Raw genomic sequence first — 12,844 nt, forward strand, 5'->3', positions numbered from 1 at the left:
CGCCATGCAGCTCACCCTCTGGACCTACGAGGGCCCCCCGCATATCGGCGCGATGCGCGTCGCCACGGCGATGTCCGGGCTGCACTACGTGCTGCACGCGCCGCAGGGCGACACCTACGCCGACCTGCTGTTCACGATGATCGAGCGGCGCGACACGCGCCCGCCCGTCACCTACACGACCTTCCGCGCCCAGGATCTCGGCCGCGACACCGCGGAGCTGTTCAAGAACGCCGTCGCGGCCGCCCATGCGCGGTTCCAGCCGCAGGCGATGATCGTCGGCGCCTCCTGCACCGCCGAGCTGATCCAGGACGATCCGGGCGGCCTCGCCAAGGCCCTCGACCTGCCGATCCCGGTGATCCCGCTGGAGCTGCCCGCCTACCAGAAGAAGGAGAACTGGGGTGCGTCGGAGACCTTTTACCGGCTGGTCCGCGCCCTCGCCGGCCCGCCCGCGCCGCGTCCGGTGCGGGAGCCCGGAGAACGTCCGCTCTGCAACATCCTCGGGCCGACGGCGCTCGGCTTCCGCCACCGGGACGACCTGATCGAGATCCGCCGGCTGCTGGATGCGCTCGGCGTCGGCGTGAACGTCGTGGCGCCGCTGGGGGCCACGCCCGCCGATCTCGGCCGGCTCCGGGAGGCCGACTTCAACGTCGTGCTCTATCCCGAGACCGCCCGGTCGGCCGCGGAGTATCTCAAAAAGAATTTCGGGCAGCCGTTCACGCACGCCATCCCGATCGGCGTCGGGGGTACCCGCCGGTTCGTGGAGGAGGTGGCGGGCCTCGCCGGGATCGATGCGGCGCCCGTGCTCGACGGCCCAGGCTCTCGCCTGCCCTGGTACGCCCGCTCGGTCGATTCGACCTATCTCACGGGCAAGCGCGTGTTCGTGTTCGGCGACGCCACGCACGCGATCGGCATCGCCCGGGTCGCCGCGAAGGAACTCGGCTTCACGATCGTCGGGCTCGGCACCTACGGCCGGGAATTCGCCCGCGAGGTCCGCGCCGAGGCGGCCGGGCACGGCATCGAGGCGCTGATCACCGACGATTACCTCGACGTCGAGGCGGCGATCCGCGCCGCCGCGCCGGAGCTGGTGCTCGGCACCCAGATGGAGCGCCACGTCGCCAAGCGGCTCGGCATCCCCTGCGCGGTGATCTCGGCGCCGATGCACGTCCAGGATTTCCCGGCCCGCTACGCCCCGCAGATGGGCTTCGAGGGCGCCAACGTCCTGTTCGACACCCTGGTCCATCCGCTGATGATGGGCCTCGAAGAACACCTCCTCGGCATGTTCCGGGAGGATCCCGAATTCCACGATGGCGTCGGCCCCTCGCATCTCGGCGGCAAGTCCTACGGGACTCCGGCGGACGCGGTGCCCGAGGCCGCGGAACGGGCGCCGGCCGGCCCCCCTCCGACGCCGGCGCCCGTTCCGATTCTTTTGGACCATGCGGCCACGTGGTCACCCGAGGCCGAGAAGGAATTGAAAAAGATCCCGTTCTTCGTGCGCGGGAAGGCACGCACCAACACCGAGACCTTCGCCCGGGAGCGGCACCTGCCGCTCATCACCCTTGAGACCCTCTACGACGCCAAGGCGCATTATGGCCGTTAGGGCGCTCCCCGCCGGCGCGGCCGGCCCGTCGAAGGCGGACGCCGCGCGGCGCCGGCCGCCGATCCGCGTCGTCATCGTCACGCTCGACAATCACTTGGCGAGCGCGGTGGAGCGGGCGCGCCTGCGCCTCCGGTCCGAGATGCCCGGGCTGGTGCTGGGCTTCCACGCGGCCGCCGAGTGGGACAACGATCCCGCGACGCTGGAGGCCTGCCGGGCCGACATCGCCAGTGCCGACATCGTGCTCTCGGCCATGCTGTTCATGGACGAGCATGTCCGGGCGATCCTGCCGGCGCTGGCGGCCCGGCGCGAGGCCTGCGACGCGATGGTCGGCTGCCTCTCGGCCGGCGCGGTGGTGAAGACCACGAAGCTCGGCCGCTTCGACATGAGCGGCACCAAGCGCAGCGCCCTCGACTTCCTCAAAAAACTGCGCGGCAAGCCCGGCCAGCAGGGCAATGCCGGCCGGCAGATGGCCCTGGTGCGCAAGCTGCCGAAAATCCTGCGCTTCATCCCGGGCTCGGCCCAGGACGTGCGCGCCTATTTTCTCACGCTGCAATACTGGCTTGCGGGCTCCGACGAGAACGTCGCCGCCCTGGTGCGCTTCCTCGTCCACCGCTACGCGGCCGGCGAGCGGGCGGCCTGGCGCGAGGGTCCGGCGGCGCCCGCGCCCCTCGATTACCCCGAGACCGGCCTCTACCACCCGCGCCTGCCCGGCCGGATCGGCGCCGATCCGTCGCGGCTGCCGCGCCTCGCGGGCGCCAAGGGCCGGATCGGCCTGCTGGTGATGCGCAGCTACGTGCTCGCCGGCAACACCGCCCATTACGACGGCGTGATCGCCGCCCTGGAGGCGCAGGGCCTCGACGTGGTGCCGGCCTTCGCCAGCGGCCTCGACAACCGCCCGGCGGTGGATTCCTTCTTCATGCGGGACGGGCGCGCCTGCATCGACGCGCTGGTGTCGCTCACCGGCTTCTCGCTGGTCGGCGGCCCCGCCTACAACGACGCCGCCGCCGCCGAAGCGATGCTGGCCCGGCTCGACGTGCCGTACCTCGCCGCCCAGGCGCTGGAATTTCAGACGATCGAGCAGTGGGAGGCGGGCGACCGCGGCCTGTCGCCGGTCGAGGCGACCATGATGGTCGCGATCCCCGAACTCGACGGCGCCACCGCCCCGATGGTGTTCGGCGGCCGCTCCGCCAATTCCGGCGCCGACAACGCAAGGGACATGCGGGTGCATCCCGAGCGGGCCGCGCGCCTCGCCGAGCGGGTCGCCCGGCTGGTCTCGCTCCGCCGGACCGCGAGGCCTGAGCGGAAGCTCGCCGTGGTGCTGTTCAACTTCCCGCCCAATGCCGGCGCCACCGGCACGGCGGCGTTCCTGTCGGTCTACGCCTCGCTGCTCAACACCCTGAAGGGCTTGGCGGCGGACGGCTACACGGTCGAAGTGCCGGAGAGCGTCGACGCCCTGCGCGAAAAAATCCTCGACGGCAATGCCAAGCGCTACGGCACCCAGGCCAACGTCCACGCCCGCATCCCGTCCGAAGACCACCTGCGGCGCGAGCCCTACCTCGCCGAGATCGAGGCGCAATGGGGTCCGGCGCCCGGCCGCCACCAGACCAATGGCGGCGAGATTTTTGTCCTCGGCGCGCAATTCGGGAACGTCTTCGTGGGTGTGCAACCCGCCTTCGGCTACGAGGGCGATCCGATGCGGCTGCTGTTCGAGCGCGGCTTCGCGCCGACCCACGCGTTCTCGGCCTTCTACCGCTACCTGCGCGAGGATTTTGGCGCCGATGCCGTGCTGCATTTCGGCACCCACGGGGCGCTCGAATTCATGCCCGGCAAGCAGACCGGCCTGTCCGAATCGTGCTGGCCGGAACGGCTGATCGGGGCGCTGCCCAACGTCTACCTCTACGCGGCCAACAACCCGTCCGAAGGGACGCTCGCCAAGCGCCGCTCGGCGGCGACGCTGGTGAGCTACCTGACCCCCAGCCTCGCGGCGGCCGGCCTCTATCGCGGGCTGCTCGACCTCAAGAGCTCGATCGAGCGCTGGCGCGGCCTCGGCCCCGAGGCGGGGGGCGAGCGCGAAACGCTGGCCCGCCTGATCCAGGACCAGGGCGCGGCGGTCGATCTCGTGGCGGCCGCGCCGGCCTGGAGTGGCGATCTCGGCGCCCATGTCTCCAGGCTCTGGACCGCCTTGCAGGAGCTGGAACAGACCCTGATCCCGCACGGGCTGCACGTGGTCGGGCAGGGGACGCCGGAGGAGGAGCGGATCGACCTGCTCCTCGCGCTCGCCGAGTCGGCGCACGGCGTGCGGCCCGAGCGGGCCGGGATCGCGGCGCTGGTGGCCGGGCAGGGCGCCGAGGCGGCGCTGAAGGCCTCCGGCCTCCCCGCCGACGAGACTGCGCGCGCAGCGTTTGCGAGCCTTGCTGAGACCGACCGGCTTCTGTCCGACGACCACGAGGTGCCGGCGCTGCTGCGGGCGCTCGACGGCCGCTTCGTGCCGCCGGTGGCCGGCGGCGACCTGCTGCGCAACCCGGCCGTGCTGCCGACCGGCCGCAACCTCCACGGCTTCGACCCCTACCGCCTGCCCTCGGCCTTTGCGGTGGCCGACGGCGCCCGGCAGGTCGCCCGGATCCTCGAACGCTTCGCCGCCGACGGGAAACCCTGCCCGGAGAGCGTCGCCCTGGTCCTGTGGGGCACCGACAACCTCAAGAGCGAGGGCGGCCCGATCGCCCAGGCGCTGGCGCTGATCGGCGCCGCACCGCGCTTCGACGGCTACGGACGGCTCAGCGGCGCCGAGCTGATCCCGCTGGACACCCTCGGCCGCCCGCGGATCGACGCGGTGGTCACCCTGTCGGGAATCTTCCGCGACCTGCTGCCGCTCCAGACCAAGCTTCTGGCAGAGGCGTCCTTCCTGGCAGCCACCGCCGACGAGCCGCTCGAACAAAACTACGTGCGCAAGCACGCTTTGGCGATCCAGGCCGAGCAGGGCTGCGACCTGGAGACGGCGGCGCTCCGGGTCTTCTCCAACGCCGAGGGCGCCTACGGGGCCAACGTCAACCACCTCGTCGATTCGGGGAACTGGGACGACGACGCGGAACTCTGCGAGACCTTCGCGCGCCGCAAGAGCTTTGCGTATGGCCGCACCGGCCGCCCGGCACCGCAGCGCGCCCTGATGCAGGCGGTGCTCGCCTCCGTCGACATGGCCTACCAGAACCTCGACTCGGTCGAGGTCGGCGTCACCTCGGTCGACCACTATTTCGACGGACTCGGCGGCATGGGCCGGGCGGTGGCCCGGGCCAAGGGCGCGTCGGTGCCGATCTACATCAGCGACCAGACCCGCGGGGAGGGGCGCGTCCGCTCCCTGGAGGAGCAGGTGGCGCTGGAGACCCGCACCCGGATGCTCAACCCGAAATGGTACGAGGGCCTGCTCGGCCACGGCTACGAGGGCGTCCGCCAGATCGAGACGCACCTGACCAACACGGTCGGCTGGTCGGCCACCGCCAACGCGGTCCAGCCCTGGATCTATGAGCGGATCACCGAGACCTACGTCCTCGACCCCGCCATGCGCGAGCGCATGGCGTCCCTGAACCCCACCGCCTCCGCCAAGGTCGCCCAACGGCTGATCGAGGCCCACCGCCGCGGCTTCTGGACCCCCGACGCAGCGATGCGCGACGCCCTCGACCGGGCCGAGGAGGAGCTGGAGGACCGCCTGGAAGGCGTCACCGCAGGAGTCGCCGCATGAACATCGCGATCCGTAATCCAGTCGTCGCCCGGAAGGAGGAGGGAAGCCTTCAGGTCGCCCTCGATCCCGACCTCAGAATCGAGACCGCCAAGGTCTTCGCGGTCTACGGCAAGGGCGGGATCGGCAAGTCGACCACCTCGTCGAACCTGTCGGTGGCGTTCTCGAAGCTCGGCAAGCGGGTGCTGCAGATCGGCTGCGATCCCAAGCACGACTCGACCTTCACGCTGACCAAGCGCCTCGCCCCCACGGTGATCGACGCTCTGGAGGCGGTGAACTTCCATTCGGAAGAACTGCGCGTCGAGGATTTCGTCGTCGAGGGCTACAACGGCGTGATGTGCGTCGAGGCCGGCGGCCCGCCCGCCGGCACCGGCTGCGGCGGCTACGTGGTCGGCCAGACGGTGAAGCTCCTCAAGGAGCACCACCTGCTGGAGGATACCGACGTCGTGGTGTTCGACGTGCTGGGCGACGTGGTCTGCGGCGGCTTCGCCTCGCCGCTCCAGCATGCCGACCGGGCGCTGATCGTCACCGCCAACGACTTCGACTCGATCTTCGCCATGAACCGGATCGTGGCGGCGATCCACGCCAAGTCCAAGAACTACGGCGTGCGGCTCGGCGGCGTCATCGCCAACCGCTCGGCCAAGACCGACGAGATCGACCGGTTCAACGACGCGGTCCGGCTCAAGCGGCTCGCGCACTTCCCCGATCTCGACGTGGTCCGCCGCTCGCGCCTCAAGAAGTCGACGCTGTTCGAGATGGAATCTTCGCCGGAACTCGACGCCGTGACCGCCGAGTACATGCGGCTCGCCGAGACGCTCTGGGCCGGCGCCGAGCCCTGCGAGGCGATCCCCATGAAGGACCGCGACCTGTTCGAGTTTCTGGGGTTCGACTGATGGCCAGCGCCAGCTACGAATCCCGCCGGGGCGAGCTCACCACCTATTTCGATCGCACCGCGGTCGAGGCGTGGTCGCGCCTGACCTCGGACGCCCCGGTGAGCCGGATCCGCGCCACCGTGCGGGCCGGGCGCGACGCCATGCGGGCGAGGCTGCTCTCCTGGCTGCCAGTCGACATGACCGGCCTGCGGCTGCTCGATGCCGGCTGCGGTACCGGGGCGCTCAGCGTCGAGGCGGCGCGGCGGGGGGCCGAGGTCGTGGCGATCGATGTCTCGCCGACGCTGATCGGGCTGGCGCAGGAGCGGCTGCCGGCGATGTCCGGCGCGGGGCGCATCGAGTTCCGGGTGGGGGACATGCTCGATCCCGGGCTCGGGCGGTTCGACCACGTGGTGGCCATGGACTCGCTGATCCACTACCGCGCCGCCGACATCGCCCGGGCACTGGCTGTGCTGGGTGCGCGCACGGATGGGTCGGTGCTGTTCACCGTGGCGCCGCGCACGGCTTTGCTGACGCTGATGCACGCGGCCGGAAAATTTTTTCCGCGCGGCGACCGCTCGCCGGCGATCGTGCCGGTGACCGAGGGCGGATTGCGGCGGCGGATCTCTTCAGAGCCTGCGCTCGACGGCTTCGTCTGGGCGCAGAGCCACCGGATCAACAGCGGGTTCTACCTGTCGAACGCGGTGGCGCTGACGCGCACTCTCCCTCCCCCCTCTGCGGGGGAGGGTACCCTGCGCAGCAGGGGGGGAGAGGGGAAGCCGGCTTCCGGAAGGGGAGAGTGCCTTCATGAAGGCCGCGCCGGTTCCTGCACCGTCGCTCCCCTCTCCCGACCCCTGCTGACGCAGGGGCCACCCTCCCCCGCAGAGGGGGGAGGGAGCCCATCGGGGGCGGGGGTGCGATCATGACCGCATCCCAAAACCTCACCCGCGCCCTGATGCGCCTCGGCCCGGCGGTGCTTCCCTTCGCGGATGCCGCCACCGTCGAGCTGCCGCTGGGGCGTCTGCTCCGCCTCGCCCTGTTCCAGGTCACCGTCGGCATGGCGGCGGTGCTGCTGATCGGCACCCTCAACCGGGTGATGATCGTCGAACTCGGCGTCCCGGCCTGGATCGTCGCGATGATGCTGGCGCTGCCGCTGGTCTTCGCCCCCCTGCGGGCGCTGGTCGGCTTCCGCTCCGACACGCACCGCTCGGTGCTGGGCTGGCGGCGCGTGCCCTATATCTGGTTCGGCACGCTGCTCCAGTTCGGCGGGCTGGCGATCATGCCGTTCGCCCTGCTGATCCTGTCGGGCGACACGACCGGGCCGCTCTGGGTCGGCGATCTCGCGGCGGCGCTGGCCTTCCTGCTGGTCGGTGCGGGCCTGCACACCACCCAGACCGTCGGGCTCGCCCTCGCCACCGACCTCGCCCCCGCGCATGCCCGCCCGAAGGTGGTGGCTTTGCTCTGCGCGGCTCTGCTGTTCGGCATGATGGCGAGTGCCGTGATGTTCGGCCTGTGCCTCGCCCATTTCTCGCCCGTGCGCCTGATCCAGGTGATCCAGGGCGCGGCGCTCGTCACCATCATCCTCAACGGCTTCGCCCTGTGGAAGCAGGAGCCGCGCGATCCGAGCCGCACCCGGGAGGCACCGCAGCGCGACTTCCGGGCCTCCTGGCGGGCCTATGCCGGGCAGGGCACCGCCCGGCGGCGCCTCGTGGCGATCGGTCTCGGCACGGCCGGCTTCTCCATGCAGGACATCCTGCTCGAACCCTATGGCGGCCAGATCCTGCACCTCTCGGTCGCCGCCACCACGGCGCTGACCGCGTTGCTGGCCGCCGGCGGCGGGCTCGGCCTGCTGATCGCCGCCCGCTGGCTCAATCGCGGCGGCGATCCGTTCCGCGTCTCGGCGGTCGGCGTCGGGATCGGCATCCTGGCCTTCTCGGCGGTGGTGTTCGCCGCCCCGCTCGCCTCGGCCGACCTGTTCGCGGCGGGCGTCAGCCTGATCGGGCTCGGCGGCGGCCTGTTCGCCCACGGCACGCTCACCGCCTCGATGAACCGCGCCGGCCCCGAGGATACCGGCCTCGCCCTCGGCGCCTGGGGCGCCGTGCAGGCGACCGCCGCCGGCCTGTCGATCGCGGCGAGCGGCCTCGTGCGCGACGTCGGCGGCGCCATCGCCCAGTCGGGGGTGCTCGGCGAGGGCATGAACGAGCCCGCCATCGGCTACCTCATCGTCTACCACATCGAGATCGCCCTGCTGTTCGCGGCCCTCCTCGCGCTCGGGCCGCTGGTGCGGGAGGACGCGCGGGCAGAGACGCAACTCCGGCTCGGCGGCGATCTTGCCGGCCGGGCGGCCTGAGACACGGGGAGGTCCACCATGCCAACCGGCGCACTTACGGGTTACGTCGACGTCGCCCAGGTCGTGCTCTACGCCTTCTTCCTGTTCTTCGCCGGGCTGGTCTTCTGGCTGCGCCGGGAGGACCGGCGCGAGGGCTACCCCCTGGAGAACGAGGCGGTCGGGCGCCGCAAGGCGGTCGATCCGATCCTGATCCCCCGCTCCAAGGCGTTCCACCTGCCGGGCGGCGAGACCACCTACGCGCCGCAGGCCGTGCATGGCCGCGACGACGTCGAGACCGGCATCCCGGCCCGCAAGGTCGAGCCCTGGCCGGGCGCCCCCTACGAGCGCACCGAGGCCTCGCTCCGGGCCGGCGTCGGCCCCGGCTCCTGGGTGCTCCGCCACGACGTCCACGACAGGACGTGGGACAACGAGATCCGGATCGTGCCCCTGCGGGTGGCGACGAATTTCGTCATCCACGAGGACGGCCCGAACCCGATCGGCATGACGGTGTTCGGCACCGACAACGCCGTGGCGGGAATCGTCAGCGACGTCTGGGTCGACCGCGGCGAGTCGCTGATCCGCTACTACGAGGTGGAACTGCCCACGGGCGGGCGCCGCCTGATGCCGACCACCTTCTGCCGGGCCGGCGGCTTCACCAAGACGGTCAAGTCCGAGGCGCTGCTCGCCAGCCAGTTCGCCGACATCCCCGAGACCCGCGACCCCGACAGCGTCACCTTCCTGGAGGAGGAGCGGATCATGTCGTATTTCGGCGCCGGCACGCTCTACGCCACGCCGGCCCGGGCGGAGCCCCTGCTATGAGCGGCGACTTTCTCCCCGAGGGCACCCCGCGGGGCCTGCCGGGCCCGCTGCCGGCGGGCGAACGCATCCTGTGGCAGGGCGCGCCCACCACCGCGGGCCTGCTGGTGCGGGTGTTCCACGCCCGCCTCGTGGTCGCGTGGTTCGCGGCCTGCGCCCTGGCCTTCGGCCTCGCCGCGGGGTCGTCCGGCGCGGCGCTGACGGTGGTGCTGCCGACCCTGGTGATCGGCGCGGGCGGCGTGGCCCTGCTCGGGCTGCTCGCGTGGCTGACCCACCGCACCACGCTCTACACGATCACCAACCGCCGGATCGTGCTGCAGGCCGGCATCGCCCTGCCGGTGACCCACAACCTGCCCTTCGCGCAGATCGACTCCGCGGCGATGCGCGCCTTCACGGACGGCACCGGCGACCTTCCCCTGCGGTTGCGGCCTGGGCTGCGCATCGCCTACCTTCAGCTCTGGCCGCATGCCCGGCCCTGGCGGCTCGCGCGGACCGAGCCCATGCTGCGCTCCGTGCCGGGGGCGGACGCGGTGGCGGCCCTGCTGGCGCAGGCGCTCGCCGCCCATGCCGACGGCGCTGCGCCGCCGGTCCGGGTGGCCCGTCTGGGCCAAGCGAACGAAAATGCCGGCCACCTCGTCGCGGCCGAGTAGGGAGGGGACGATGGGCGAGCGGGCGGATCACGCCGGCCAGACACCGGTTCGGGTTGCCGCGGGACCGGCGCCGGCCCTGCTGATGATCGGCGCCGGGGCGCTGATGGGCTTCTCCATGCTGGCGGTCCTGATCGGCAGGAGCGAGGGCGTGGGCCTCGTCGCCCTGCCGGCCGCCAAGCCGGTGGCGCAGCTCGAATTCCGCGCCGAGGACCAGGCCGACGGCTCGATCGCCCTGCGCAACGTCGCCGACCAAACGATCGTCGCCTGGATCCACCCCGGCGAGGACGGGTTCCTGCGCGGGACGTTGCGGGGCCTCGCCCAGGCCCGCCAGCGCGACGGCCTCGGTCCGGAAAAGCCGTTCAGCCTGACCCGCTACGACGACGGCCGCCTCGCGCTCGCCGACGAGGCCACCGGCCGCCGGGTGCCGCTCGAAGCCTTCGGGCCGACCAATGCCGGAGCCTTCGCCCGCCTGATGCCTGCGCCCGGCGCGCCGGGCTCGCCCGCCACGGAGACCCGGTGATGGGCCTGTTCGGCAGCCGCACCGTCACCGTGCCCTGCACGGTCGAGATCGAGCAGACGCCCGAGAGCCTGCACGCGCACGTGACCCTGGATGCCGGCTTCGAGATCGAACCCGGCGACGAAGTCCAGGTCCACGACGCGCCGACTTCCGTGCCTTACGGCGAGCGGATCACCGTGCGCCGCACCGCCACGATCACCCGGGCCGGGCCGCTGGAACGGGCCTGGACCAAGCTCATCGCCCATCTCGAACTGACCGAACTCTACGAGGTCAGTTTTTCCGAGCGGAGGAAGCTGTGAACGCACCCGTCCCGCCCCCATCCGGCCAGCCGCTCCCGAAAACGCCGATCAACGCATCGACCAAGGCCGCGCAGGAGACGACCTTCCTGTCGCCCCGCTTCTACACAACCGATTTCGACGAGCTCGACCGCACCGACGTCGAGCCGGTGCGGCGCGATTGGGACATCCTCATCGCCGAGCTGCGCGCCGACCCGAACAAGCGCCACTTCACCCGCAACGCGGAGTTCGACTGCGACCTGTCGCGGATGGAGCCCGAGCTGCGGAAGGAGTTCTTGGATTTTCTGGTCTCCTCGATCACGGCAGAGTTTTCCGGCTGCGTGCTCTACGCGGAGATGCGCAAGCGGGCGAAGAACAAGGACATCAAGGAACTGTTCGGCTTCATGAGCCGCGACGAGGCGCGTCATGCCGGCTTCATCAACGACACGCTCAAGGATTTCGGCATCGGCGTGGATCTCGGATTTCTGACGAAATCGAAAAAATACACGTTCTTCCGGCCGAAATTCATCTTCTACGCCACCTATCTCTCGGAAAAGATCGGCTACGCCCGCTACATCACGATCTTCCGTGAGCTGGAGCGGCACCCGGAGCGGCGTATCCACCCGATCTTCAAGTGGTTCGAATTGTGGTGCAACGACGAGTTCCGCCACGGCGAGGCCTTCGCGCTGCTGATGCGGGCGAACCCGAAGCTGACGAGCGGCGTGAACCGCTACTGGATCCGGTTCTTCCTGCTCGCCGTCTTCGCCACGATGTATGTGCGCGACCATCACCGCCCGGCCTTCCACGCGGCGCTCGGGGTCGATCCGAGCGACTACGACTTCAAGGTCTTCCGGATCACCTCGGAGATTTCCCGCCAGACCTTCCCGCTGGAGCTCGACCTCGACAACCCGAAGTTCAAGGCAGGGCTCGACCGGCTGCTCGCCTGCTCCCGGGCGATCGCCGACGCCAAGGCGCGGGGCGGCCTCTCCGGCAAGGCGCTGCAGGGCGTCCACGCCGCCCGGGCGGCCGTGACCTTCGCGCGGCTCTACCTCCTGCCCGTCAAGGCCAACGCCCTGCCGGCCGACATCCGACTCCAGCCGGTCTGGTAGCATGGCGACTTACGCCGCTCCGGTGCTCTACGCGGTGCTGCTCTGGTGGTTCTCCACCGGGCTGATCCTGCTGCTCGACCACGCCCCGCGGCGCACCCATCCGTGGAGCATGGCCGGGGCGACGCTGCTGCTCGCCGCCGCCCTGGTGGCGATCCGAACCAGCGCCGCGGATACGAGCGCGACGGGGGCCTATACGGCCTTCACGGCGGCGCTGATCGTCTGGGGCTGGCAGGAGATGAGCTACTATATGGGCTTCCTGTCGGGTCCCCGGCCGGTCGCCTGCGCGCCGGGTTTGCGCGGCCTGGACCGGTTCTTCGCCGCGCTCGCCACCAGCCTGTGGCACGAATTCGCCATCGTGATCGGCGGCCTCGCGATCCTGGCGCTGGTCTGGGGCAGCCCCAACCGCTTCGCCCTGTGGACCTACGGCACGCTGGTGGTGATGAACCTCTCGGCGCGGCTCAACCTGTTCCTCGGGGTGCGCAACCTCCACGCCGAGTTCCTGCCGGACCATCTCGGCTACCTCGCCTGCTATCTCTCGCGAAAACCGATGAACCTGCTGTTCCCGGTCTCGGTGAGCCTCGGGACCATCGCGGCGGCTTTGCTCGGCCGGGCGGCTCTGGGCGCCGACCTGCTGGAGCACGAGCTGATCGGCTTCACGGTCCTGGCGACGCTGACCGCGCTCGCCACCCTGGAACACTGGTTCCTGATGCTGCCGTTGCCCTCCGCGGAGCTGTGGCGCTGGAGCCTGCCGGCCCGGGAAGCCGAGGGGGCGGCGCGGCGGCAGGACTAGATCTGAGTCAATGCGGAGCGCGGACGCGGCCTCTAACGACCGGGCCGCCGGAGACGGACAGGAATTCGGCGATGGCGCGGATTGGTGGACACCAGATTTTCGTGATCGGCCTGCAATAGAAGACGCGAGAGCCGCGTCCCGGATCCGGTTTCCGGGATGTGG

11 protein-coding genes are annotated in these 12,844 nt (G+C 70.9%); all 11 read left to right on the top strand.

What is annotated here, in order from left to right; all coding sequences use genetic code 11:
- Window positions 1–4 precede the first annotated feature (4 nt).
- The 11 genes from bchB to puhE are packed head-to-tail and all read left to right on the top strand — an operon-like array spanning window position 5 to window position 12,682.
- Window positions 5–1,597, top strand: coding sequence for a ferredoxin:protochlorophyllide reductase (ATP-dependent) subunit B (bchB, locus tag FVE89_RS03580; protein ID WP_160532761.1), 1,593 nt, complete (start codon window positions 5–7; stop codon window positions 1,595–1,597).
- On the top strand, window positions 1,587–5,330 hold the full coding sequence (locus tag FVE89_RS03585) for a magnesium chelatase subunit H (RefSeq protein WP_160532762.1): 3,744 nt from the start codon (window positions 1,587–1,589) through the stop codon (window positions 5,328–5,330). Before bchB ends, FVE89_RS03585 begins: the two co-directional genes overlap by 11 nt.
- Window positions 5,327–6,220: a ferredoxin:protochlorophyllide reductase (ATP-dependent) iron-sulfur ATP-binding protein gene (bchL, locus tag FVE89_RS03590; protein ID WP_160532763.1), complete on the top strand. Its 894-nt coding sequence runs from the start codon at window positions 5,327–5,329 to the stop codon at window positions 6,218–6,220. Before FVE89_RS03585 ends, bchL begins: the two co-directional genes overlap by 4 nt.
- Entirely contained in the window at window positions 6,220–7,122 is a 903-nt protein-coding gene (gene bchM / locus FVE89_RS03595) for a magnesium protoporphyrin IX methyltransferase (RefSeq protein WP_160532764.1), read from the top strand. The genes bchL and bchM overlap by 1 nt, the downstream gene beginning before the upstream one ends.
- A complete protein-coding gene (locus tag FVE89_RS03600; protein ID WP_160532765.1) occupies window positions 7,119–8,546 on the top strand; it encodes a BCD family MFS transporter in 1,428 nt (475 codons plus the stop codon). The genes bchM and FVE89_RS03600 overlap by 4 nt, the downstream gene beginning before the upstream one ends.
- 18 nt (window positions 8,547–8,564) lie before the next feature.
- The gene (gene puhA, locus FVE89_RS03605; protein WP_160532766.1) at window positions 8,565–9,344 is read left to right on the top strand and encodes a photosynthetic reaction center subunit H; all 780 of its coding nucleotides are present in this window, start codon (window positions 8,565–8,567) and stop codon (window positions 9,342–9,344) included.
- Window positions 9,341–9,991 (top strand): photosynthetic complex putative assembly protein PuhB, encoded by a 651-nt coding sequence (gene puhB / locus FVE89_RS03610; protein WP_160532767.1) that lies wholly within the window; start codon window positions 9,341–9,343, stop codon window positions 9,989–9,991. The genes puhA and puhB overlap by 4 nt, the downstream gene beginning before the upstream one ends.
- 10 nt (window positions 9,992–10,001) lie before the next feature.
- The gene (gene puhC, locus FVE89_RS03615) at window positions 10,002–10,511 is read left to right on the top strand and encodes a photosynthetic complex assembly protein PuhC (protein WP_160532768.1); all 510 of its coding nucleotides are present in this window, start codon (window positions 10,002–10,004) and stop codon (window positions 10,509–10,511) included.
- A complete protein-coding gene (locus FVE89_RS03620; RefSeq protein ID WP_160532864.1) occupies window positions 10,511–10,807 on the top strand; it encodes a hypothetical protein in 297 nt (98 codons plus the stop codon). The genes puhC and FVE89_RS03620 overlap by 1 nt, the downstream gene beginning before the upstream one ends.
- The gene (gene acsF, locus FVE89_RS03625; RefSeq protein WP_160532769.1) at window positions 10,804–11,892 is read left to right on the top strand and encodes a magnesium-protoporphyrin IX monomethyl ester (oxidative) cyclase; all 1,089 of its coding nucleotides are present in this window, start codon (window positions 10,804–10,806) and stop codon (window positions 11,890–11,892) included. Before FVE89_RS03620 ends, acsF begins: the two co-directional genes overlap by 4 nt.
- A gap of 1 nt (window position 11,893) precedes the next feature.
- On the top strand, window positions 11,894–12,682 hold the full coding sequence (gene puhE / locus FVE89_RS03630; RefSeq protein WP_160532770.1) for a putative photosynthetic complex assembly protein PuhE: 789 nt from the start codon (window positions 11,894–11,896) through the stop codon (window positions 12,680–12,682).
- The last annotated feature ends 162 nt before the right edge of the window (window positions 12,683–12,844 follow it).

The organism is Methylobacterium sp. 2A (assembly GCF_009806555.1).
In the GTDB taxonomy this organism is placed as follows: Bacteria; Pseudomonadota; Alphaproteobacteria; order Rhizobiales; family Beijerinckiaceae; genus Methylobacterium.

Excerpts from the sequence above, each read along its gene's own strand:
- bchB (WP_160532761.1), top strand. The coding sequence starts at position 5 with ATGCAGCTCACCCTCTGGACCTACGAGGGCCCCCCGCATATCGGCGCG.
- FVE89_RS03585 (WP_160532762.1), top strand. The coding sequence starts at position 1,587 with ATGGCCGTTAGGGCGCTCCCCGCCGGCGCGGCCGGCCCGTCGAAGGCG.
- bchL (WP_160532763.1), top strand. The coding sequence starts at position 5,327 with ATGAACATCGCGATCCGTAATCCAGTCGTCGCCCGGAAGGAGGAGGGA.
- bchM (WP_160532764.1), top strand. The coding sequence starts at position 6,220 with ATGGCCAGCGCCAGCTACGAATCCCGCCGGGGCGAGCTCACCACCTAT.
- FVE89_RS03600 (WP_160532765.1), top strand. The coding sequence starts at position 7,119 with ATGACCGCATCCCAAAACCTCACCCGCGCCCTGATGCGCCTCGGCCCG.
- puhA (WP_160532766.1), top strand. The coding sequence starts at position 8,565 with ATGCCAACCGGCGCACTTACGGGTTACGTCGACGTCGCCCAGGTCGTG.
- puhB (WP_160532767.1), top strand. The coding sequence starts at position 9,341 with ATGAGCGGCGACTTTCTCCCCGAGGGCACCCCGCGGGGCCTGCCGGGC.
- puhC (WP_160532768.1), top strand. The coding sequence starts at position 10,002 with ATGGGCGAGCGGGCGGATCACGCCGGCCAGACACCGGTTCGGGTTGCC.
- FVE89_RS03620 (WP_160532864.1), top strand. The coding sequence starts at position 10,511 with ATGGGCCTGTTCGGCAGCCGCACCGTCACCGTGCCCTGCACGGTCGAG.
- puhE (WP_160532770.1), top strand. The coding sequence starts at position 11,894 with ATGGCGACTTACGCCGCTCCGGTGCTCTACGCGGTGCTGCTCTGGTGG.